Origin of the sequence: Ruminococcus bicirculans (ex Wegman et al. 2014) (assembly GCF_000723465.1) — a bacterium.
Classification (GTDB): domain Bacteria; phylum Bacillota; class Clostridia; order Oscillospirales; family Ruminococcaceae; genus Hominimerdicola; species Hominimerdicola aceti.
Genome location: NZ_HF545616.1, coordinates 1,028,279 through 1,051,549, shown reverse-complemented (window position 1 = coordinate 1,051,549; position 23,271 = coordinate 1,028,279). Strand labels below are relative to the sequence as shown.

Here is a 23,271-nt window from a genome sequence, read left to right as displayed (position 1 = left end):
TTACCATCCTTTCTTGGGCAAATGAAATAAATTCTTTATATCATTTGGAACCTGACTGCCTTTTAATGAATTTGGTCCCTGATTTGTCGAACCACTCCAATGCCATAATGAGCCATCATTTTCAGTAGGTGAAAAACGATGAAGTGTCCCTGTAGATTTTTCATAAGTATACCGCTGTCTAGGATTTTTGTCTGAAGGTGTTGAATCTCCAAACAATTCAAAAGAATTTCGTGGCTCAGTTCCTGCATTCGGTCTATTTCCAGGTTGACCAGGCGTATGTTTAGGATTAGATTTATAACCAAGTCCATTAGAAGCCTTTTTTCTTTCTGGTACAGGAACATTTCTATAATCGTCACCTGCATTATGTACCAATATAGCTAATCCGCTAACGTGACATGTATGAAAATCTTCTACCTGAAAATTATACACCTTTACGGGTTTATCTGTCAACTCAACATCAAAATTTTCAACTAAAAGAACTGTAGTGCTACAATAGATATTGGACAAAATTAAGAAAAAAGAAAAGAGAGATAGGCAAAAATCTGATAAAATAAAGTTACCACACAAATACAAATCAGAAAGGAAGCCTATCTCTCATGAATAGTATAACACAAGATATGAAGTTTCGTCAATCCTTAATGAATTACGCAAAGAAATATGGAGTGAGCCGAGCGAGCAGAAAATACAATAAATCACGTTCATATATATATTTCTGGCTGAAACGCTGGGACGGAAGTGTGGAGTCCCTCGCAGTTAAATCACGCCGACCGCATCATCATCCCAACGAGCATACCAAGGAAGAAATAGATCTTATCAAAAGGTATCACAAACGAAACCCAACGCTTGAGCTTCCCGAACTATGGCATCGTCTCAGAAAACAAGGGTATACACGCTGTCTTGAAAGTCTTTACAGGGTTATGAAAAAACTAGGAATGCTTCCGAAAAAGCCGAAGAAAGCGACGTATAAACCAAAGCCATACGAGCAGATGACATACCCCGGAGAGCGTATTCAGGTGGACGTAAAGGTAGTTCCGAGAAAGTGTATAGCTGACCCAGAGATGAAGCTGTACCAATACACGGCGATCGATGAGTATACCAGGATAAGATTTTTATACGGATATGAGGAGCAAAGCACCTATTCTTCAGCAGACTTTGTAAAAAGGCTGGTGAAATGGTACAAACGCAGAGGAATAACGGTGAAATGTATTCAGACCGACAATGGATTTGAATTTACTAACCGCTTTTCGCCAAGCAAAAGAGACAAGAAAACGCTGTTTGAGAATACGCTCTCACAACTTGGCATTGAACACAAACTCATTCGTCCATATACGCCCAGGCACAATGGCAAAGTAGAGCGCAGTCACCGAGAAGATCACAACAAATTCTATTCGTGCCATAGGTTTTATTCCTGCGACGACTTAAACGTGCAGCTAGCTGCACGTTTAAGTCGAACAAACAACCGTCCTATGCGTCCCCTCAAATGGTTTTCGCCTATCGAATTTCTTAATAATAGTGTCCAATATGATTGACAAACCTACAACATCAAAATTTTCAACTAAAAGAACATTTCCGTTTACATCAAGGAGTTCATCACCAACTATTAGTTCTCCTGCTTTGATAAAGCCTTGATTTTTTACATAGAACGGGTGGTCAACAGTTGTAACGATTTCTTCATTGTTCACAGTGAGATGAACAAGCGTTGTTACCTCTCTTATGTAGGTTTCAAGAACAGTTTTCGGAGAAGTTTCCATTGTTTCAGGGTCTGTTGAAATGACTTTATCTCCTGACTTTATCTTTTCTATGGCAAGCAAACTAACCGCCTTGGCATTACCTAAAAACTCACCTGCCGCTCCAAGTCCGCCAAAACCTAGTCATGCGATGTGTAGAACATCTTCTAATCTAATTTAATCTGAAATAGCAGGTGCTCTTTCCCTTGCCCTCTTTTTTTAGTTCTCCTGCGGCAACAAGTTTTCTTAGTGCACCTTCGATAGAACTGTCACTGAGAGTAGGACAGAGTTCCCTTATATCCTGCTTGTTAAATCGTCCTATTTTGCTTTTGCTTGCCATTCTGACCATCTCAAGTGCAGGCAGTTTTTCTTGAACAAGCGAGATACGCTCTTCAAAATCTTTATACGATGCAAGTATCGTGCCTAAAATGTACTTTATAAATGGCAAAGCATCCTCTTTGCCCTCGTGCCAGCCCGTCTGCGACTGACTCATAGCACTGTAATACAGATCTTTGTTCTTAGAGATCTTTGCCTCGAGCGATATATATTTGCCAATGTAAAAGCCATTCTGATACAGCAGAAGAGTGGTAAGCAGACGGCTCATTCTTCCGTTGCCGTCATTAAAAGGGTGTATACAGAGAAAATCGTGGATAAATATAGGAATAATTATAAGCGGCTCAACCTCCAAATTACCGATAACACGATTGTACTCTTCACATATCCTGTCAAATGCCTCAGATGTTTCATTTGGCGCGAGCGAAGTAAACAGTATTTCTGTATGTCCATCGGGGTAAGCCGCACTGATATAATTCTGCACGCTTTTTGTTCTGCCAGCAAGCGGATTGTTCATATGACTATAAAGCATTTTGTGAAGCTGCAGAATATAGTTCTGAATTATCGGAATAGCGTCAAAGCTTTCGTGTATAACGTTCAGCACGTCTCTATACCCTGCGATCTCCTGCTCGTCACGATTTCGAGGAGTAGTCTTTTCTTCGACCAACTGTTTGATCCTCGTGCTTGTTGTTACGATACCCTCTATCGCATTTGAAGCTTCGGTACTTTGAATTTTTGCTATCTCAATAAGCTTCTCCATCTCTTGCGGACGCTGTTTCAGATACTGTTCCTGTTTTCCAGCCTCTTTGTATATGGCCGCTATAAGTCCGAGAATACCAGAATCCCACTTTTGTTCTTTAAAAGCAGAGTAATTAAAACTTCTCATTTCCTTACCTCCATTATTTTCCATTAAACTATATCATAAAATAAGGGAAATGTCAATAGAATAAGCAAATTTGTCCTTAATATTATGTGTGAAATAAGGGAATATATCAAACAGTATCCCTCTACTGTATAAAAGAGCCGATTTCTCGACTCTTTTGGTATCTATAGCATTGGGGAGCATATTCGTAATTTTATATCATAAATTGTTCCCCACATTTCTTGTTTTGGTTATGAAAAAAAGCACCTATCAGTGATAGATGCTAATGGAATTTGATAAATTTATATGGCTATTTCAACTTCCATGTTGATAAATGTAAACTTTTTCAGAAAACATGTTGTAATATATGACAATTTGGGATAAGGCTGTAGACAAATGGGGTGTTTGGCAAGCTGCACAGCATATAGCTAAGAAATATGATGACGGATATCTTCGCAAGAAAGAATAGCATAAACAAAAAATAAGCTGCTACAGAAAAAATCTGTGGCAGCTTATTCTATTCAGAATAGTCCTAATTTTAACCTATCAATATTAGCTCCTGATATCTGTTTGTACGAATCCATACTTACTCAGTCTATGTCACCTTACTCCCTCAATGACTCCCTTATCCATTTCATGCACAGTATCGCACAGCACTGAGATGTCCTCCGCAGAGTGTGAGCATATGAGAATAGTCTTGCCCTGCTCCTTGTATGAAAGTAGGTACTCACGCATTTCTTTTACTCCGTCCTTGTCAAGACCGTTAAACGGCTCGTCGAGAATAAGTATCTTCGGATTTTCCATAATGGCTTGTGCAAGTCCCAAACGCTGCCGCATACCTAGACTGTATTTACGAACGTGGCGCTTTAAGTCAGGGTCAAGCCCTACTTGCTTCATACTGCTGCGTATCTCCTCTTTGCCGATCTTGTTGTTCAGCCCTGCGAGGAGCTTTAAATTTTTATAGCCCGAATAGTAAGGGATAAAGCCCGGCGTTTCGATGATTATTCCCATCTCTTTCGGAAAGTCAACGTCCTTGCCGACCTGCTTGCCGTCAACTGTTATCACACCGCTCGTGGGCTTGATAAAACCGCATATGCACTTCATCAGCATCGTTTTGCCGCTGCCGTTTCTGCCGATAAGTCCGTGTATCTTGCCCTCCTCAAAGGACACGTTTATGTGCTTTAGTATCTCCGTTTTGCCAAGCGTAAGGCATACGTCATTTACATTGATGATATCCATTTTGTCCCCCTAACTTGCAACCTCAGTCACATTATCATAATTAAACTTACCAATGGCTATCCCTCCGAAAACCAGCAGAACCGCAATAAGTACTAGCAGATAAATCACAGAAAAGCTCATCGGCATTATTGGCTTTTTGAAATATTTCGTGTAATGCAGCCAAGTTATTGAGTTTGCCATTGGCATTGTCCACATAAGATTTGTCCTTATAGCACTGAACGCCATTCCAAGTGATATCATTCCGCCGCATATGATAAAGCCCACAGTCTTGCGCTTGAACAGCGAAAATACCAGCAGTATCAGCCCTATTATCATCAAATACGCCGCCACGAGCAGATAGCTTTTTACCGCCGCCTCAAATACCGAAAGCTGATTGTAGAGATTTTCTGGAAGCAGCTCAACGCCGAAATCGCCTCGCCTGTCGGGGAACATTTTCACAAAACCCGTGGCAACATTGCTCCAGCCATTGTACCAAAAACCCTTTGAAAGCATTGGCAAAACTGTGCCGAGAAATATTACCGCAAGATATGATATTATCATAAAAACAAGCTTCAAGATCTGCCCCACAAACCAGTTCGCCCTGCCGATACGAACGATATAAAACACGGTATTGGTGTCAACTTTCGGATAATCAGCAATGAGGGTAAGAAAAACTATGGGGATTATAAGTATCAGTATCTCAGAATTTGCTACCGCTATAAATGGCTCTAGTATGTTAAGCGGCTCACCCATAAGCTCTGCATTGTTAGTCAGCGGAGAAACTGCAAAATTATTTATGAATATGAGCAGCACCGCAACGATCACCATTCGTGCGTCACAGACCCACTTTACAAATTCCGTTGCCGCACAGGAAAAGGCTTGTTTTAAACTAAAATTTTTCATCGCTTACACCCCTTTGTCCAGCCGCATATTCATTATTACTATAAAACCTATCACAGAGAAAAGTATTATCCCGAAATTGAAAAACAGAATGTATTTTGTGTCAGCAAAAGCTGTGTAATATGACAAATTCATTATGCTGTTGGGATAAAAATTCTCCAATATACTTGCCCTGTCGAAATCCTCTTTCATCATTGAATTTGCAATAAGTTTCTGCACAGTTATCTGCCACATATATGTTACCATAAATGGCACGCAGGTTATAAGATATGGATTTTTGCAGAATGAGCTTATGAATAGCGCAGGCATTGTGCTTATGGCTCCATACAAAAACGCTGAAAGCATATATCTTAACACGCCTATAAGTTCGTTTTTGTTGTTCACAAGCACGAATGACAAGTTATCTGCGGAAAGTTCATATTGGCTCAATGAAGGAAAAATCATTCGCACGATAACGCCGAAAATTATATATCCGAATAGAACGGCTGAACCGCCGCACAAAAATGCTGAGCAGAATTTTGACAGATAATATCTCAATCCGCCTGTCCTGGTTATGGTGAACCGCATTGAACCGCCGTTTCGCTCTGCACAAAATGCCGTCATAAAGGGAAAAGCCGCTATTATAGGCAGAAACATTGCCATATATCCCGACATACCTTTTGCGAATATCAGATAGGAACTGAAGGAATAATCATCAGCAAAAAGCTGTTTGTCAAGCTTTGCAATGCACTCAAACACCGTGTATATCTTCGCCGTGTTCGGGTCGGTATACGCCTTTGCGGTAAAGCAAAGCAGGGTCGTGAGCAGCACCGCACCGACATATCCGATATTCAGTATACTCTTGTTAAGGTCGCATTTAAGTGCTTTCATTGCCCCACCCCCTATGGAATAAGCACATATATCTCGCCCGTAACGCAATCGACTGTCACATAATTTATTGCGTGCAGACCTGTCGGCTGCTTATCGTCGATAATAAAATACCACTTTGGCGTACAGCATATATTATCCGCACTTTCGCCGACTTCGGTACTCTCGCCACGAGGTTCATACATAAGCTTGACGTCATCAAACTGTATATCGATCTTGTCCGCAAGATTTTCTTCAAGCAGATCGCAAGCACCCTTGAAAGACAACATTTTGTCTATTTTCTCAGCCTTTGCCACCTTGAAAGCGTTACAACCTATGTAATATTCGGGGCCAAAGTTTGCGTCGAGATCGGTATAAGTCTGCATTGAATAGGTCATAAGCGCATTGCCCTTCACGAACAGCGTATCGTCAGCATTCGAGGAAAAAACATTTTGTATGCCGATACCTTTATATGCCTTTTGTATCTCGATCTCATAGCCAACGCCGCTGTCGGTGGTGATTATATACCCGTCACTGACCACATTGTCAAGCTCCTCTCCAAGCACATTGCTGAACGTGTCCGCCAAAGTCTTTGCCTTGTCCGCAGCAGACAAAAGTCCGCTGTCAGCATTTTCAGAAGTTGGTCTGTCGAGATAAAAAAGCTCCATATTATCGGCGTCAGCGTCTGCGGTATTTACGCCGTTTTCGCTTGCCTCCCAACAGCAATAAGGCTGTGCAAAGCGTGTTATTTTAAGTTTGTTATGTTCGTCCTGGAGCTGTGCCTGATCTTCCACAGTTTCGATCTTACCATCGATCTTGATATCCAAGGCACTTTGCAGCTCTTCCACTTTTGACGACAGCCAGTCCATATCATTTTCGGCATTGATATATGCAAGCTCGAAATCATAAACACCGTCAGGTTTGCAAATGCTCACCGCCGATTTTTCGGGCAGCTTGAATTTTGCATACTCTTTTTCAAAAGCAGCGTCAAAGCTGTCATAAATATTCTCGGGCGAAACATAAGCCTCGCCGCTGTCCACCTCAGCCGAATGCTTATTACTTCTGATATTGTCGGGAGTATTTTCACAAGCTGACAGCGCCACAGCCGCCAACATCACGGGCAATAATACTTTTGTTTTTCTGATATTTTTCATATGTCATTCCTTTCTTTGGGGTTATTGCTGCCGATCAATATCACATAAAAAGATAGTTAGTGATATTGCCTTAGTTTAAATTTTATTTACCGCTAACATATCCTGAAGCCTGACTACCTACACCTGACGGAGCTGGATTGAGTGACATGGTGCACAAAATACGTTCACCTTTATCAATGTATGTCGCATTAGTGTGTTTCGTAGTATGGTTTCCTTTACTTGATATTTCTCCACTTGCAATATATGTACCTCCAACCGTTGTTCTATAGGAAACGGATGTAGCATTTGAGATATTGTCAATTCGGTAGTTGACCCTAACATAATCATCCTGAGCTGCGATTCTCTTAACGATATTTTTCATAATATAGGTGTGATTTTCTTCAAGTTTTGTTGCAAATAAATTCAATTTCATCATATAACACAATTATTGCAACGGATAATTGTGCATAATGAATATTCACATCTTCATTGGACTCACCACATTTTTTTGCAATAGACTTTTTTATCTATGCATACATTATTTTAAAACATATAACACCAAAAGTCACTATATTCTGCATATTTCTCTCATATGCACAAGATTTTCGTATAGCTGAACAAATATTGCGTTCTAAATTATTTCATTTTACATAAGTTGATTGTTAAATACTTGTTAACATCAACACGGAAGTTGAAATAGCCGAATTATAACGCTTATTGACATACAAGTCAATGAATGATATTATTAAGATATAACGATTTTAGCACAGGCGGTGAATTAATTTTGAAATTCTACGATTATCCGATAATCAGTAAAGAAAGCAGTCTTCCCGTCTTTTTGGTGAGCGTAGGGCTGAACGAATGGTAGTATCATGTTAAATGCGACAAAGGCGACAATTATGCAAAGGCTCTTTATTGTACAAAAGGCAGCGGCGTACTTATAATGAACAGAGAGAAACATATAATAAAACCGTACACCGCATTCTGTAGGTTTGTCAATCATATTGGACACTATTATTAAGAAATTCGATAGGCGAAAACCATTTGAGGGGACGCATAGGACGGTTGTTTGTTCGACTTAAACGTGCAGCTAGCTGCACGTTTAAGTCGTCGCAGGAATAAAACCTATGGCACGAATAGAATTTGTTGTGATCTTCTCGGTGACTGCGCTCTACTTTGCCATTGTGCCTGGGCGTATATGGACGAATGAGTTTGTGTTCAATGCCAAGTTGTGAGAGCGTATTCTCAAACAGCGTTTTCTTGTCTCTTTTGCTTGGCGAAAAGCGGTTAGTAAATTCAAATCCATTGTCGGTCTGAATACATTTCACCGTTATTCCTCTGCGTTTGTACCATTTCACCAGCCTTTTTACAAAGTCTGCTGAAGAATAGGTGCTTTGCTCCTCATATCCGTATAAAAATCTTATCCTGGTATACTCATCGATCGCCGTGTATTGGTACAGCTTCATCTCTGGGTCAGCTATACACTTTCTCGGAACTACCTTTACGTCCACCTGAATACGCTCTCCGGGGTATGTCATCTGCTCGTATGGCTTTGGTTTATACGTCGCTTTCTTCGGCTTTTTCGGAAGCATTCCTAGTTTTTTCATAACCCTGTAAAGACTTTCAAGACAGCGTGTATACCCTTGTTTTCTGAGACGATGCCATAGTTCGGGAAGCTCAAGCGTTGGGTTTCGTTTGTGATACCTTTTGATAAGATCTATTTCTTCCTTGGTATGCTCGTTGGGATGATGATGCGGTCGGCGTGATTTAACTGCGAGGGACTCCACACTTCCGTCCCAGCGTTTCAGCCAGAAATATATATATGAACGTGATTTATTGTATTTTCTGCTCGCTCGGCTCACTCCATATTTCTTTGCGTAATTCATTAAGGATTGACGAAACTTCATATCTTGTGTTATACTATTCATGAGAGATAGGCTTCCTTTCTGATTTGTATTTGTGTGGTAACTTTATTTTATCAGATTTTTGCCTATCTCTCTTTTCTTTTTTCTTAATTTTGTCCAATATCTATTGTAGCACTACAATATAATAAAACCGTACACCGCATTCTTTATCCCTGCCGGCTGTCCGCATGAGTATTATTCAACGGACGAATCCTGGGATACGCATTGGATAAAACCATCAGGAAAGTCCTGCCCTGATATGCTTAAAGCACTCGGCTTTGACAAGCCAAAAATCTTTCCCCTTCCAAAGGAAGAAATTACATATCTTGACCACTGTTTCAGATGTATGCACGAGGCACTCCTGTCTGACAAGGTTGACGGAAATTTCAGAGCGTCGGGCTATCTGTACAGCTTTTTCATTGAATTGAGCCGTCTTGCGGCGAAAGTAAAAGGCAGTGTACAAATCGCCCCTGCAGTGACAAAGGCGATCGCATATATTGACGAAAACTATATGAAACAGCCCGGTCTTGAATCCATAAGTAAAGCCGCAGGCGTTTCTTCGCAGCATTTGTGCAGATTATTCAGGCAGACCTTGAACTGCCGACCGATGGAATATATCACAAAACGCAATATACAGGCGGCTAAAATGCTTCTGGCGGAAACGCAGAAAACTATCGATCAGATAGCTGGAGAAACAGGTTTCTGTGACAGCAGTTATTTTTGCAAGATTTTCCAAAGGTTCGAGAGTATTACTCCGTCGCAGTTCAGAAGTATAGAACAGGCTCTATGAAATTCGTAAATTGACCGCTGACACCGTATAAAAAAACAAAAAGGCATCATGTCCGGATACATGATGCCTTTTTCCTATTGTAGCTTTGCATAAACCTGCCGGATACGATCAGTTATTCCTGCGTCTGACTCTGTTCAGCAGCAGGAGCGATATCATAAGTATCAAGGGAAATGCGCAGCCTGCGAGCATACCTTTCTGCATATCATCGCCTGCACTCTGGGTGATATTTCCTACAATAGCGGGACCGAGTGCTCCGCCAAGGTCACCAGCCATGGCGAGGAGTGCAAACATTGCAGTTCCGCCGGTGGGTATTTTTCCCGAACAGATGCTTATAGAACCGGGCCACATGATACCTACCGAGAATCCGCACACTATGCAGCCTAGAAGTCCGATTACAGGTATTCCCGACAGGGATGCAGTGATGTAACAGATCAGACACAGCAGCGCCGAGCCTATCATGAATTTCATAAGATCGATCTTTTCGCCGTACTTCCCGTAAAGTGTACGGCTTATGCCCATCGTCACCGCAAACATACACGGACCTGCAATATCTCCGACTGATTTAGTCAGTCCGAGAGCGGATTCTGCAAATGCCGACGCCCACTGCGCCATTGAAAGCTCCGAGGCTCCCGCACAAACCATAAGCAGTATCGCAAGCCAGAACAGCGGTACTCTGAGCAGGTCACGGATACGCATTCCCTCGCCGTCCTCGACGGGGTGTGCAATGGGACATACTGAAAAATTGTAAACATTCACCAGCGGAATTATCGCCCAGATACAAGATAGCCACTTCCAGTTTTCTATGCCGAAAACAGTAAAAAACAGTGTTGAAATGAGTATGACTCCGACCGAACCCCAGCAGTAGAATGAATGCAGCAGGCTCATTGCAGCTTCTTTGTGCTCAAACGGGCAGGCTTCAACTATCGGGCTTACAAGTACCTCGGTCAGACCGCTTCCCATTGCATATATGACCGTGCTTATAATTATTCCTGAAAACGGATCGGGAAGCAGTTCTGGCAGAAAAGCAAGCCCGATAAGTCCCAGCGCAGAAAACACCTGCGAACCGATAACGCATTTCCGATAGCCGATCTTGTCGGCGAAACGTGCACACAGCACATCTATGATAAGCTGAGTAACAAAAAATACCGACGAGATAAGGGCGATTTTTCCAAACGGAATACCATAGCCATTATGAAATGTGAGAAATAGAAGCGGAGCGAAATTAGCCGCTATTGCCTGTGTGATGAATCCAAGATAGCAGGATATAAGTGTTTTTCTGTAATTTACAGCCATATTGACAAACTCCTTTACAAATGATACAATTAGATTATATAGTAAATGTCGTAACATTTCAATACACAAAATCACATTTTTATTACACAATATCGTAAATAGGGTGAGAACATGGGAAATGCAATCAAAAAGGACAGGATCACAACGGACGAAACCTTACGTGAAACTGCAAGTCACGGCAGCGAAGAATATCCGTTCAGCTACTATTATGAGGACATCTGGGATTTCGATTTTCACTGTATCGACTGGCACTGGCACCCAGAGGTCGAATTTGTTTATGTACAGCATGGCAAGGCTGATTTTCTGGTGGGTGGAAACAGGTATGTTCTAAGCTCGGGCGATGGGATCTTTATAAATTCTCAGGTGATACACAGGTTTGAAGCAGAAGACAGCGCCATTATTCCGAACATTGTTTTTTCACCTGTTCTGCTTGCGCCGCAGGGCAGTCTGATATACAGCAGATACATCAGACCGATAATTGAATCAACTACCGAATGTGTGATTTTTTCCGCCGAAGAAACAGCGCACCACAGCATTATCGAAACAATGAGGTCGGTATTTGCTGTGCAGGGTTCTGGCACGGCTTCTGAAATGGAAACGGTAGAACTGCTGCTGAAACTATGGCGCCTGTTATATGAAAGCATACAGATAACAGACTGCGGCCCCGTGTCCGGGCATTCCGCACAGACGCAGGCTAAGCTTCAGATAATGATGCAGTATATTCATGATAATTACAGCGGTCAGATAACACTTGATGATATTGCAGGAACAGTTCTTATAAGCAAAAGCAGTGTTCTCAATATTTTCAGGACATACCTGCACACTTCGCCGATAAATTACGTTGTGGAATACAGACTGAAACGTGCGTCAAAACTGCTTGTTGATACCGAAAACAGCGTTTGCACCATAGCACAGGAAACGGGATTTGAGAACATCGGCTATTTCTGCCGCAGATTCAAAAAGCTGTACGGCGTTACGCCGATAAATTACAGAAAATACTATCGCAGTGCGGAGCGTAATTCAATGAGAAATATACATTCTGACACAAATGTCCTGTCGGGCTGATGAAATAGCTAAACTTGATAAAAAGATATCAGATTTAAGAGAGTATGACAAAATCTGCAAGCAGAGAAAAGAACACCTTAATAATACAACTCAGATTATTGATGAGATCTTGTCCGAAGGTTCCGGAACAATCTGCACCGCCAACGGTGGGTTGCCTCCGGCAGACCGAAGAAAGCTCTACTATGATCATATCTTTCTCGTTGCATAATTCTTGTTCGTATAAAATGTGTCAAGTGATATTGACAAAACCATATCGGCATAGGCTGTCAGACTTGCTGAGCCTATCAAAGTAATACTTGCTGCAATGGGAATTATTTTTTGAATCATTTTTGAAAAACTCCTTTCATGTTTTAATATTGGGTACAATACTATTATATATCATTGCACTTGTTTTTTCAAGCCGCAATGCGTACAAAGTTCTCTGAAAAAATCCGGACAATTTTTATAAGATGAATTGACAAAAAGCTTCTAAGATAGTATAATTATAGTAATGGGTACAATATGAAAGGATTGATTTCTATGTACTATAACGAAAAACGAAAAGCGATTACGGCAAAGTATGTGAAAACAAACCTTGATGACATCAAGATTCGTGTTCCAAAGGGACAGCGTGAAAAACTGAAAACTATCGCTGCTGAAATGGGCATGAGCATGAATCAGATGTTTATCAAGGCTGTAGAGGAATATATTGAAAAGAACTATAAGCCGGAAGCGGAAAATGAAATAGATTGACAAATCGGAATTTAACGCACATCTAAAAAATGAGAATTCACAGAAACGTAGCCATAAAATGGTGATGAAAGGACGTATAACTTATGAGTAAAAAAGTATTTGTTTTGGTACACGATTACTGGCATCACGATGATTCCATCAAGCCTATGATGGACTATCTTTTTAACGCAGATTATGAAGTAACATTCACAAAGAAGCCAAATGATTATTTCAACGGGCAGTTTGATTTGTTTTTGTCTTTCAAAGATCCTATTGAAAATGATCAGATTCCTACTCCAATCTGGTGTGATGAAAAATGGACGGAGAAATTTCTGAATGATGTTCAGAATGGTATGGGAACGATTATGCTTCACGCATCACTTACTGATTACACAGAAAATCACGCAATCCTCACAAATGTTGTAAGAAGTAACTTTATCACTCATCCCGAACAATGTCCGCTTACTGTAAAACCGATAGCAGAACATCCGATTATTGAAGGCATTGGCAAATTCACATTCCCTGATTTTGACGAACATTATGTAATGAAAATGATTCCGAATGCTGATACAACGATTCTTGCAGAAACCGTTTCAAAGAACGGCGTTCAGCCTGCTGTATGGATTCACACCTATGGCAAGGGAAAAATCTGCTGTATCGTTCCTGCACACACTACCCAAAATCTGACCTGTGAACCATTTGTCAAACTTGTAAAGAATGCTATTGATTGGGTTTAATAGCATTAATAGAGCGTCAAATTCCAGTTTGCACGGCTATTCTAACTCACCCTTCTTCCTTTTATGTTCAGGCTCATTACGCAAATCTTCAAGATAATCGTCAATCGTCTGACTTGCCTTGTCCAAATCAGCATATTCTTTTTTGAGGTAGCGGTATTCTTCATAAAGTTTTTCCCGTTCCTCATACAACGCCTGCCTTTGACGGTCAAGCACCATTTCTGACGGAAATCTGCCGTCCGGATACAATAATTTTAACTGACTTCCAACGCTCTTGTACTTTTCCAGTACAGGAGCGTTTTTCTTTGCATAATCTTTTTGTTTCCGTGCTGAAAGGGACTTGTACTTGTCATGATGCGGTTTACTGCGTTAAAATTGCCGGACAAGTTCTACCTGGTTTTGTCAATATCACTTGACACATTTTATTCGAACAAGAATTATGCAACGAGAAAGATATGATCATAGTAGAGCTTTCTTCGGGTTGACGGAGGCAGCCCGCCGTTGGCGGTGCAGATTCCCCACATACTTTCACAGCGTGCATTATCATGACATCTTCCGCCGGCACTGTTCATGCTTTGAATGATCCCATATTTCGGCTATTTCAACTTCCGTGTTGATAAATGTAAACTTTTTCAGAAAACAGGTTGTAATATATGACAATTTGGGATAAGGCTGTAGACAAATGGGGCGATTAGCAAGCTGCACAGCATATAGCTAAGAAATATGATGATGATGGATATCTTCGCAAGAAGGAATAGCATAAACAAAAAATAAGCTGCTACAGAAAAAATCTGTGGCAGCTTATTCTATTCAGAACAGTCCTAATTTTAACCTATCAATATCAGCTCCTGATATCTGTTTGTACGAATCCATAAGATTTTGAATCATATTTAATGACGAGCGGGTCGAAGGGTCAGTTACATAGTGTATTGTCGGAGAAAATTTATTATACGAAAAAATGGCTTTGGTTTTATAGGCTTGACCATAAAGAACCTTTCCTCTTAGAATTTCAAATGAATAACCTTTCCCGTCTCGTGCAATTGCTTTTATACATCCATTTATAGTTTCAGTAACACCATTTAATCACACTCATCTGCATTTTCACGCAGTTCAAGTATATCAAATTCATCAAGACAAAGCATATTTTGGTTGCGGTTTATAAGCATACTACTTCTTCGTTGTCACACTCTTAACAGCCGACCATTCTCCAAAATATTTAGTACCCTTTACAAGCGTATAGGAACGTACCTTAACATAGTATTTCTTATTTGCCGAAAGCTTTGAGATCGTCATTTTGTCGGTCTTGTTGTTTGCAACATCAAGCTTCTTTGCGCCTGTAAACTTAGAGTTTGTGGCGTACTGCACCTCATAACCTGTTGCAGAGCCTTTCTGCGCCCAATCAATAAAGAAAGCCTTTGACTTCGCTGTGAGCTTCTGTATCTTCTGCTTGGCAGGGTTTATCTTGAATGTCTTGCTGACAGTTCCGCCGTATTGTCCTTTGCCTGTTATCTTTACTGTGGCTGTTCCTACCTTTTTGTTGTTTGAATATGAAACTGTGTAATCTGTGCCGCTTTTAAGCGTCTTGCCGTTGTATTTTACCTTTACGCTCTGCGTGATATTCTTTCCTGTGTATGTCTTTGTAGAAATGCCTGAGATAGCTGACTTTGTAATGTCATACTTTGCAGTGGTAATATTTTTGCTGTCTGACCATGCTCCATAGTATACATTTTCGCCAACGTTTGTGTAGGAACGTACACGAACATAATATTTATTTCCTGCTGTCAGACCGCTTATGGTGAGAGTATCAGGTTTGTTTGCGGTAAGCTTTTTAACCGTGCTGTCCTTAAAATCAGCATTTGTGCTATATTCTATCTCATATCCTGTTGCAGAGCCTTTCTGCGCCCAGTCTATGAAAAAGCCTTTGAAGCGTGTTTCAAGCTTCTGTATCTGCTGTTTTGCAGGCAGTATATCAAAGCTTGACTTTATCTCGCCGATATATGAACCTGTTCCTGTTATGGTGACTTCAACAGTACCCACCTTTGTGTTTGCAGAATAAGTAACAGTATAGTCAGTACCATCATCAAGGACGACATTGCCATTTTTGATAACTATATTTTGCGTAACAGGCTTACCTGTGTACTCTTTGTCCTTAATACCTGAAACGGCAAGCTCATCAATTTTTACCTGATATGTGTCATATGTGATACCATTTTCTTTTGCATACTTTTCAGCGGCGCTATCCTTAGAGCAGGTCATTGAGAAGTTTTTATTAAGTGTAAGTTCTGAGCCGAAAGTATAACCAAAAGCCTCAGCGCCTATTTTCTTTACGCTTACAGGGATGTATACCTTGGAAAGTGAAGTGCAGTTTTCAAAGGCATAATCGCCTATTTCTTCAACACCGTTGCCAAACATCACGCTTTCAAGGGCTGTGCAGCCATAAAAGCTTTCATCGTCTATATATTTTACTGTATCAGGAATGACTACGGTTTTAATGGTCTTGTTGTTCTTAAAAGCACCAGTTATGACACCCAAAGGGTGAGAATTTGTAGGTTTACCCGACCAACCGCTTATACCTGTTATCGTATACCCATTGAGTTCAGCAGGGATAACAACGTTTTCATCTGTGCCGTTATACTCTACTATCTCGGCTGTTTTATCAGCTTTTATGATATACACAAAGTCGCCATATGTTGCATAGTCTATGCTTGCAGACGTCGAGATATCATCGGCATAAGCTGATATTGGAGCAGCCACGCCTGTGAATGTCATTGTTATTGCCGCTAGTCCGGCGAGATAGTTTGTTGTTTTCATATTATTAACTCCTTTTCACAATATTTGTCTTTTATATATTAATTATTCTAAGATAAGTTCACCACCTTTCAATTGCCACCCACGCTCATCAACACGAAACAGTCTTGCTGAAAGCCGTGACAGTTTCATATCCTTTCCAATTGATCAACAACGTCTTCTTAATAAATCATGGTTGCACTGTTAGCTTCAAGATATTCATATTTGCTTCCGCTATAAACATATACGTGAGCTTCTGATTGATACTTATTAAGATGCATTTGACTAATCTGGAAAATAAATTCCCATTTCATCTTGGTTAAAATCGTATCGTGATATGCTTTCTTCATCTTCAGTTGTACTGTCAAATACTCGAATAGATGATATTTTATCTGTCTGTTTATTATCAAAATGCAGACAAATAAAAGCATCGAAACGCCTTAGTTGAATGCAAATAGTATCATTGACCTCCCATGCGGCTAACAAATTAGAATATGAAGGAGTATATCGTTCTATAAATTTATCCATATTCTTCACAGCTTCCGGATCCTCCAGAAACTCATTGGAAAATATAGTTTCAAGCTCTTCTCGGTCTTTATTATGCATCGCCCCGAAAAATGTGTTTAAAATATCAGACTAGGTTTCACATCCGGGGTAATATATTCCGGCAAGCAGATCTCCGCCGCCTGCTCCTCTCTGATCTTCCTCACATTCTTCAAAAATCAAGCTGTATACGCCTTGGGCAGACGGATCAGTTTCCTGCTGTACCCACTCAGTCCATGTTAATGAATAGCATTTTTCAGTAGTCTTAATTACACAGATCGACCATACACATTTTGCCTGCAAATCAGAAAAAGATTCTGATGACTGATTTTCATAAACTATCTCTAAATTGTCACCCTCAAATATATTAAATATGTATTTGATACCTTCATCAATATCAGGCTGTAATTTCAAAGTCTGCTCTGAAAAAACGCTTTTAAAAAGTTCAGCATCGTTGGTCTCCAAGGCTTGTATCAGAACATCCGAAGTATTTTTCGTTGAGGTTTGATCGATAATTAATTTATCATCATTTTCTATTGAACTTTGGCTATCGTTTAATATAGTACAGCCTGTAGAACTCGCCACCAGTAAAAAAAGCAAAACGGATAGTATAAGTTTTTTCATAATTAATCACTTCCATTAATCCGGCAAATAAATTCCCGCATTTTTTTCCGATAAATTATAATCACCGATAGTCTTTTCATCGTCTATCTCGACAAATTTTAGAAAAGATATTTTATCCGTTTGTTCCTTGTCAAGTCTAAAACAAAAACATATCGGAGTATCATTTTTCATGGACGTAATATAAACGGTAATATTTCCATCATCAATTTCCGTCCAGCCTTCGTGAAGTTCTCGCATTGGCTGACAGTAATCAAAAAAGCGATCTATATAATGTACCCTAGAAACTGAACACAAAATTGCCAAAACATCGTGACAGTGGTATAATAAAAGAAAGAAACAGGAGGACACGATAATGGCGAAGAGGAACACATACACACCGGAGTACAAGGCAAAAATCGTAATAGAAATACTGGAGGGAGAGCAGACGATCAGCGAGATAGCAAGTCGTGAAGGAATCAACGTCAATCAGCTGAAAAATTGGAAAAAGGAATTTCTTGAGAATGCATCCCGTGCCTTTAATGGTTCAAAATCAGAAAAGGAAGCAAAAAGAGCAGCTGAGAACTCAAAAAAGCGGGAAGAAAAGCTTATGCAGAAAATCGGTCACCTGACAGTTCAGGTGGACTGGCTCAAAAAAAAATCTGAAGAAGTGCTCGGACCTGACTGGAAGGAAAAGTCTGGTTATGAAGAATGATAGGCTGAACATTAAGGAACAGTGTGAACTGCTTGAAATCAACCGCACTTCGATGTACTATCAGCCTGTTGAACCGGCAGAAAAAGCCTTGGAGCGTGAGGAATACATCAAATCACGTATTGACTACTGGCACACAAAATTCTGCTACATTGGTCATCGGAAAATCAAAGAAAAGCTTGTACAGGAAGACGGGATTGCAATCGGCAGAAAGCTTGTCAGACGTTATATGGCGGAAATGAATATCTGTCCGGTTTATCCGAAATCCAATCTTTCAAAGCCCGGAAAGAACAGTTTAAAATTTCCGTATCTGCTGAAAAATCTAAAAATTGACCGACCAAATCAGGTATGGTCAATTGACATCACCTATATCAAAATGGGGCGTAGCCATATGTATCTGACAGCGATTATTGATTGGTACAGCCGTTTTATCGTGGGCTATGAATTGTCTGATACGCTGGATACTGCACCGGTTTTAGCAGCAGTCACAAATGCCATGGAACAATACGGCAATCCTGAAATTATCAATTCTGATCAGGGCAGCCAGTTTACAAGCAATGACTATATTGAATTTCTGAAAGCGAAGAATATCCGCCAGAGTATGGACGGAAAAGCTAGATGGGTGGATAATGTGGTAATTGAACGCTGGTTTCGCAGCTTGAAAACGGAGTTGATTTATATCAATGAATACAGCAATCCCAGAGAGCTGCGCCAGCAGATTGGTAGTTACATCAAGGATTACAACAACGAAAGACCCCATCAGGCGCTTGGCTACAAGTTGCCTGTGCAGGTTTACCAAGCCAAGTCTGTATGCAATGCTGCATAAATTTTGCTTACGTTTTTTGGATGGCTATACAAAGTTTTCGCTGTCACGATAATTTTTTTCATTTGTGTCTTGACAAGGGGGACATTATACTATTTCATCGTCCGTTACGCCTGAAGCCAGCATATTGTCAGAAAGCAGCTCACGAAATCTCTCTATGCGATCGTCATGATTTTTTTGCTGATAAATGTTTTTCCAAAGAGTAAACGCCATATCACTTTCCTCGGAATTAGCAGGATACACTACCCCTGCAACAAAAAGATCTTCACCTCCCTGATCCAGTCCGGCATCCGGCCAAATCTGGAGTTTCATGCTGTAGACTCCTTCTTTTTCCTTATCTTTTTCATTTATCGTCCACGCATTCCAAGTAAGCTTATAGTAGTTTTCTGTTGTTTTAAAAACGCATACCGGAGAAACAATACATCTTTCACCACCGCTCGAATATTTATTTGAGCTTGAATTATTCTGCGTAATTTCAACAAATTCGCCTTCATATATGCTGAGCATATATCCGATCCCTTCATCCAGATCCGGACAAAGATCTTTGGCACGAACAGAAAACAGATTTTTGATTGCGTCCGCATCGTTATTTTCCAAAGCCTTTATTACTGTTTCTGAAACACTCACATTCTCCGTCTGATCAATAACGAGATCACCTTCATAATGGCTGTTCAATTTTTCTACAACAGAACAGGACATTAGGCTTAACATCAATATTACGGACATTGTGCAGCAAAGCAAGTTTTTAAATTTTAACATAATATTCTCCTTACCAAGTCAGAATTACAATGTATGAACCCGAATCTTTTTCTGGAATATCCCATTCGACTTCTCCTGCATTAAATTCTCTGAAAGAATCTAACATTATATCTTTGTTTTCTCCAAAGCTCGAAAAATCTATAGTAGTTACGGCTTGGAGATCCTCAGCTTTAACATTCTGAACCAACGGATCAAATCCCGTTATCCACCATTGTAATTCATCTGGTTCATGTTTATACAGCTGCTCATCAACACTGAAGATTCCATCCCCATTAGAATCATGATATAATTCAAGAGTCATATCAACAGAATATTCTCTGTTAACTTCGGCATAAAGATATGAGTATTCACCATTTTCCATAATATAATTTCCATACTCATCAAATTCTCCATCTTTCACCTGATAAATACCTGTTTCAGCGCCTGCTCCAAGGTTCATATAGTCGCCCTTCCATGACCATATTATAAATTCTTCTCATTCATATATGAAGACAAAATCGGATGCTTTCTCACAAATACTGCAGCGATTGTTCCTACCTCCGCAATTTTCTTTATCAGCCAGACACCACCTATCTGATAAAATATTCCAACTGCAAAGGTTACGAAATCCCTGAATCCTTCACTATGAATTAATTTACCTATAAAATTAAAAAATCAAAATCTATAATTTTATTCCATAAATCTTTACACCATTCACAAGCTGAATCAATCCACTCTTTAGCTTTTTCCAACCAGCTCTTTTTGCATTCCGGTTTTAAGTATTCGTACTTATCATAAAAATCATTCTTGCTCTTATTAATAGCGTCAGCGACATCGCCGTCGATACGCACAACATATTCCGATTATTTTATTGCCAAATGTTCTATTTTTTATTAATATAAATTATTTTATCAGGATCAACATTTTTCAAAAGATATTCTGACATTATTTCAAATCCGTCCATAAGAGTTTCAACAGCAAAATGCTCCGAGTTCACATATATTAAAATTTTTTCATTAACCCCTAATCTAGTATCATTAATTATCCATTTTATCTTTGTTATTTCTGAAACATCCACACTATATTTGGAGCCCAAAATCTTCCTAACGGTTATTTTGCTGCCACTTACTACAATTTTTAATTTTCTTATCCACAATAATGAAATAGCTATTGGAATAAAAACGAATAATATTGTTGAAATATACATAGGAAAATGCGGAGGATTACCAAAAATCGTATACATTATGTTTAATACAATGAAAAAAGCACTTATAAAAACTTCACCTTTATAAATCTCTGACGGTATCTTCACAGTAAATTTCGATTTTGATTTCATTGATCAGACCTCCTTCATTTCTTATTAATTTTGTGACAACTCTCTCCATTCGTCATACCATTCCTTAATCTCATCAAAAAAACCACTTGCTATATTTTCCAATGCACCTCCAGAAAGTCCTGAAATTACACCATTTCTAATTGTTTTATAATGAAATTTTTTAATACTTCCCTGTTTTAATTTTGTTATTACCATTTTAAATGAAGCATCATAGCTATTTATGCCTGAAAGTCTTTTGAACACCGGAATTTTTTTCGAAAGCTTTCCAGTAATTTTACTTAAAGCAACACTAAAAAAAGCCGCTGTTCCTGTGCTTAAACCAGTATCAAATAATATTTCAAAAGTCGATCTTTTTTGTCCCCCAGTGATATTTTCAAGATTTTCGCCAAAAAACGTTGATATTGCCGCCTCTGCTGAACAAGCAGCAATTGGATTAGTAAGCAATAATAAAACACCGCCAGAAAAACCGCCTATCGCTGATCCAATATATGATTGCCAGTTACCATCCCAATCGCCTGTTATCGCACATGAAATAATAACACTAATTAATTGACCTGAAATGCCTACGATTGCTCCAACTACACCAACAGCAATTACTGGAATTGCCGTTCCAAATGTTGAAATACTCAATATAACAATACCGACAACAATGACAATAGTCACAAACACACTAACTATTGACTGCCAATTTTCCTTGCACCACTCGCAAGCGTTATCTACTTTTTCTTCCAACCAGCTTTTTTCACAGTCCGGTTTTTAAGTATTCATACTTATCGTAAAAATCATTCTTGCTTTTATTGATAGCATCAGTCGCATTTTGGTCAATAATCACAACATCGGAAATGTATTCATTAATGTTATTCAAAAGATTCAATTTTTCTTAATGAATTTGTGGTAAAAATTAAATTTATATAATTGTTTCAAATTAACGTTTTAATTTTTTCAAACGTTTCTATACCCTTAAAATTATCAAAATGAAAATATAATCTATTTTCATTTGTTACCCATGTACAGATCATATAGCATAGACCTTTTATAATAGCTGATTTTTGCGGATTGTTTGAGTACGGTTCACAATTATAAAGAAATTGTTGAAACGTAATATTTTCAAAAGGAAAATATATAACTATAGTTTCACATAAGCTTTTAAACAATAAATTGACAGATATATTAAAAAAGTCATTATTTGCTACAATAACAATATCGGTATTTTCGTTTTTAGTTATCAATGATGCATATGTTTGCTTAGAATTAGTAATAATTTTTGTTAATTCATCATTCTTGCAAATATCGCAAATTTCAAGAAAGAAAAAAGATGGTGCTAGCTTAATTATTTTTGTTAATAACTTTGTAGAAACATCACCATCTATAAATGCTTGTTTCACTTTTTTCTTTTGATCATTCTTTCTGCGTAACACCTATTACTCCTCCTAATATTGAAGTCAATCTAACATGTACATCACGTTTAGCGGGATCAAATATCCATTTCATGGATTTCATGAAATTAGGCATACTATTGTATAAATTATATGTAATATGCATATGAAAAAGTTGTTTTCCAGCCTCAAAATCCAATCTGAAAGTTTTTCCAATTTTAAATAATGTTCCACCAGAATTAGGGTTATTAAGTCCGTTTGGAGACCATATTTTTATTTTACCCAAAGTTTTACCTGAGAAATTATTTGGCTTGAATAATTGCAGTTGTTCACCGCCAAATATCAATGTACCGCTTCTAGAAAATTTTAATATTGCAGATATTGTCTGCGCACCACCAGCAAAAATTCCACCCCACATAAATCCACTAGCGAAACCATCTACAAATGATCTTAACACTTTTTCCAAAATCGTTTTAAAACTATCTCCACTGAAAATCGAAACTATCAGTGAACTCATCACACTAATCCCACCAGATATAAACCCTGCCATTGCAGCTGCCTTAAATTCTATACCAAGTGCTGCTAAAAATGAGCCACCTGTCAATACGGTTAAAACAGCACCAATAACAATACATATAGCGCCTATAACTAACTCTTTCCAATGTTCCTTACACCATTCGCCGACTTTTTTGCAGCCGTCTTTGAATTTTTCCCAACGGCTTTTTTCACATTCAGGCTTCATTTAGTAGTACTCGTCGTAAAAATCGTCTTTGCTCTCAATAATAGTCAGAGTTTATACAGTTGTATTTTACTACAACTCCTAATAGTATCTAAAAGCTG

At 39.1% G+C, this 23,271-nt stretch carries 27 protein-coding genes and 1 pseudogene; 6 read left to right on the top strand and 22 right to left on the bottom strand.

Annotation, left to right across the window (positions count from 1 at the left end; all coding sequences use genetic code 11):
• A complete protein-coding gene (locus RBI_RS14535; RefSeq protein WP_242843673.1) occupies positions 1-573 on the bottom strand; it encodes a polymorphic toxin-type HINT domain-containing protein in 573 nt (190 codons plus the stop codon).
• Positions 574-596: 23 nt separating this feature from the next.
• Between RBI_RS14535 and RBI_RS04745 the strand changes: the two genes are divergently transcribed.
• Positions 597-1,529 (top strand): IS481 family transposase, encoded by a 933-nt coding sequence (locus RBI_RS04745; protein ID WP_038671142.1) that lies wholly within the window; start codon positions 597-599, stop codon positions 1,527-1,529.
• A 21-nt stretch (positions 1,530-1,550) separates the two neighbouring features.
• Here the strand turns inward: RBI_RS04745 and RBI_RS14530 are convergent.
• The 7 genes and pseudogenes from RBI_RS14530 to RBI_RS04715 all read right to left on the bottom strand — a co-directional run.
• A pseudogene (locus tag RBI_RS14530) lies at positions 1,551-1,811 on the bottom strand (polymorphic toxin-type HINT domain-containing protein); the annotation flags it as partial.
• Between the two features lie 88 nt (positions 1,812-1,899).
• On the bottom strand, positions 1,900-2,946 hold the full coding sequence (locus RBI_RS04740) for a Fic family protein (RefSeq protein ID WP_038671425.1): 1,047 nt from the start codon (positions 2,944-2,946) through the stop codon (positions 1,900-1,902).
• A 576-nt stretch (positions 2,947-3,522) separates the two neighbouring features.
• Entirely contained in the window at positions 3,523-4,161 is a 639-nt protein-coding gene (locus RBI_RS04735) for an ATP-binding cassette domain-containing protein (RefSeq protein WP_038671423.1), read from the bottom strand.
• A gap of 9 nt (positions 4,162-4,170) precedes the next feature.
• Positions 4,171-5,043: a hypothetical protein gene (locus RBI_RS04730; protein ID WP_038671421.1), complete on the bottom strand. Its 873-nt coding sequence runs from the start codon at positions 5,041-5,043 to the stop codon at positions 4,171-4,173.
• 3 nt (positions 5,044-5,046) lie between these two features.
• On the bottom strand, positions 5,047-5,910 hold the full coding sequence (locus RBI_RS04725; RefSeq protein WP_038671419.1) for a hypothetical protein: 864 nt from the start codon (positions 5,908-5,910) through the stop codon (positions 5,047-5,049).
• An 11-nt stretch (positions 5,911-5,921) separates the two neighbouring features.
• Positions 5,922-7,040 carry a hypothetical protein gene (locus tag RBI_RS04720; protein ID WP_038671417.1) on the bottom strand — a complete coding sequence of 373 codons (1,119 nt, stop codon included), beginning with the start codon at positions 7,038-7,040 and terminating at the stop codon, positions 5,922-5,924.
• Positions 7,041-8,014: 974 nt separating this feature from the next.
• Positions 8,015-8,947, bottom strand: a complete 933-nt coding sequence (locus tag RBI_RS04715; RefSeq protein ID WP_038671142.1) for an IS481 family transposase — start codon at positions 8,945-8,947, stop codon at positions 8,015-8,017.
• A 118-nt stretch (positions 8,948-9,065) separates the two neighbouring features.
• Between RBI_RS04715 and RBI_RS04710 the strand changes: the two genes are divergently transcribed.
• Positions 9,066-9,713 carry an AraC family transcriptional regulator gene (locus tag RBI_RS04710; RefSeq protein ID WP_367576861.1) on the top strand — a complete coding sequence of 216 codons (648 nt, stop codon included), beginning with the start codon at positions 9,066-9,068 and terminating at the stop codon, positions 9,711-9,713.
• Between the two features lie 108 nt (positions 9,714-9,821).
• Here the strand turns inward: RBI_RS04710 and RBI_RS04705 are convergent, their stop codons facing one another.
• A complete protein-coding gene (locus RBI_RS04705; protein WP_038671415.1) occupies positions 9,822-11,006 on the bottom strand; it encodes an MFS transporter in 1,185 nt (394 codons plus the stop codon).
• A 111-nt stretch (positions 11,007-11,117) separates the two neighbouring features.
• Here RBI_RS04705 and RBI_RS04700 point away from each other — a divergent pair, with 111 nt between their 5' ends.
• Entirely contained in the window at positions 11,118-12,071 is a 954-nt protein-coding gene (locus tag RBI_RS04700; protein WP_051706453.1) for an AraC family transcriptional regulator, read from the top strand.
• A gap of 186 nt (positions 12,072-12,257) precedes the next feature.
• On the opposite strand, the gene RBI_RS14930 is transcribed toward RBI_RS04700, so the two are convergent.
• On the bottom strand, positions 12,258-12,398 hold the full coding sequence (locus tag RBI_RS14930; RefSeq protein WP_158455100.1) for a hypothetical protein: 141 nt from the start codon (positions 12,396-12,398) through the stop codon (positions 12,258-12,260).
• Between the two features lie 192 nt (positions 12,399-12,590).
• Between RBI_RS14930 and RBI_RS04690 the strand changes: the two genes are divergently transcribed.
• Together RBI_RS04690 and RBI_RS04685 are read left to right on the top strand one after the other, a co-directional pair.
• The gene (locus tag RBI_RS04690; RefSeq protein ID WP_051706451.1) at positions 12,591-12,803 is read left to right on the top strand and encodes an Arc family DNA-binding protein; all 213 of its coding nucleotides are present in this window, start codon (positions 12,591-12,593) and stop codon (positions 12,801-12,803) included.
• An 83-nt stretch (positions 12,804-12,886) separates the two neighbouring features.
• On the top strand, positions 12,887-13,519 hold the full coding sequence (locus RBI_RS04685) for a ThuA domain-containing protein (RefSeq protein WP_038671412.1): 633 nt from the start codon (positions 12,887-12,889) through the stop codon (positions 13,517-13,519).
• 36 nt (positions 13,520-13,555) lie between these two features.
• Here RBI_RS04685 and RBI_RS04680 read toward each other — a convergent pair whose 3' ends face one another.
• The 5 genes from RBI_RS04680 to RBI_RS04665 all read right to left on the bottom strand — a co-directional run bounded on the left by RBI_RS04680 (position 13,556) and on the right by RBI_RS04665 (position 17,470).
• On the bottom strand, positions 13,556-13,735 hold the full coding sequence (locus RBI_RS04680) for a hypothetical protein (protein ID WP_148303566.1): 180 nt from the start codon (positions 13,733-13,735) through the stop codon (positions 13,556-13,558).
• 218 nt (positions 13,736-13,953) lie between these two features.
• The gene (locus tag RBI_RS14525; protein WP_337795318.1) at positions 13,954-14,088 is read right to left on the bottom strand and encodes a hypothetical protein; all 135 of its coding nucleotides are present in this window, start codon (positions 14,086-14,088) and stop codon (positions 13,954-13,956) included.
• Between the two features lie 595 nt (positions 14,089-14,683).
• Positions 14,684-16,327, bottom strand: coding sequence for a fibronectin type III domain-containing protein (locus RBI_RS04675; RefSeq protein ID WP_038671408.1), 1,644 nt, complete (start codon positions 16,325-16,327; stop codon positions 14,684-14,686).
• A 261-nt stretch (positions 16,328-16,588) separates the two neighbouring features.
• Positions 16,589-16,840: a hypothetical protein gene (locus RBI_RS04670; RefSeq protein WP_158455097.1), complete on the bottom strand. Its 252-nt coding sequence runs from the start codon at positions 16,838-16,840 to the stop codon at positions 16,589-16,591.
• Between the two features lie 99 nt (positions 16,841-16,939).
• The gene (locus tag RBI_RS04665; RefSeq protein WP_038671404.1) at positions 16,940-17,470 is read right to left on the bottom strand and encodes a DUF5104 domain-containing protein; all 531 of its coding nucleotides are present in this window, start codon (positions 17,468-17,470) and stop codon (positions 16,940-16,942) included.
• Positions 17,471-17,822: 352 nt separating this feature from the next.
• Here RBI_RS04665 and RBI_RS04650 point away from each other — a divergent pair.
• A protein-coding gene (locus tag RBI_RS04650; RefSeq protein WP_242843625.1) for an IS3 family transposase occupies positions 17,823-18,984 on the top strand; the annotation gives its coding sequence in 2 pieces (ribosomal slippage) (positions 17,823-18,107 and positions 18,109-18,984; 1,161 coding nt in all).
• An 84-nt stretch (positions 18,985-19,068) separates the two neighbouring features.
• On the opposite strand, the gene RBI_RS04645 is transcribed toward RBI_RS04650, so the two are convergent.
• The 7 genes from RBI_RS04645 to RBI_RS04615 all read right to left on the bottom strand — a co-directional run bounded on the left by RBI_RS04645 (position 19,069) and on the right by RBI_RS04615 (position 23,173).
• Positions 19,069-19,740 (bottom strand): DUF5104 domain-containing protein, encoded by a 672-nt coding sequence (locus RBI_RS04645; protein WP_038671399.1) that lies wholly within the window; start codon positions 19,738-19,740, stop codon positions 19,069-19,071.
• Between the two features lie 10 nt (positions 19,741-19,750).
• Positions 19,751-20,179 carry a hypothetical protein gene (locus tag RBI_RS04640; RefSeq protein WP_038671397.1) on the bottom strand — a complete coding sequence of 143 codons (429 nt, stop codon included), beginning with the start codon at positions 20,177-20,179 and terminating at the stop codon, positions 19,751-19,753.
• Positions 20,180-20,378: 199 nt separating this feature from the next.
• Positions 20,379-20,570 carry a hypothetical protein gene (locus tag RBI_RS04635; RefSeq protein ID WP_038671395.1) on the bottom strand — a complete coding sequence of 64 codons (192 nt, stop codon included), beginning with the start codon at positions 20,568-20,570 and terminating at the stop codon, positions 20,379-20,381.
• Positions 20,571-20,602: 32 nt separating this feature from the next.
• On the bottom strand, positions 20,603-21,055 hold the full coding sequence (locus tag RBI_RS04630; RefSeq protein ID WP_038671393.1) for a hypothetical protein: 453 nt from the start codon (positions 21,053-21,055) through the stop codon (positions 20,603-20,605).
• 24 nt (positions 21,056-21,079) lie between these two features.
• Positions 21,080-21,787 (bottom strand): hypothetical protein, encoded by a 708-nt coding sequence (locus tag RBI_RS04625; RefSeq protein ID WP_038671391.1) that lies wholly within the window; start codon positions 21,785-21,787, stop codon positions 21,080-21,082.
• 188 nt (positions 21,788-21,975) lie between these two features.
• The gene (locus tag RBI_RS04620; protein WP_038671389.1) at positions 21,976-22,473 is read right to left on the bottom strand and encodes a hypothetical protein; all 498 of its coding nucleotides are present in this window, start codon (positions 22,471-22,473) and stop codon (positions 21,976-21,978) included.
• Entirely contained in the window at positions 22,454-23,173 is a 720-nt protein-coding gene (locus RBI_RS04615; protein ID WP_038671387.1) for a hypothetical protein, read from the bottom strand. The genes RBI_RS04620 and RBI_RS04615 overlap by 20 nt, the downstream gene beginning before the upstream one ends.
• Positions 23,174-23,271: the final 98 nt, after the last annotated feature.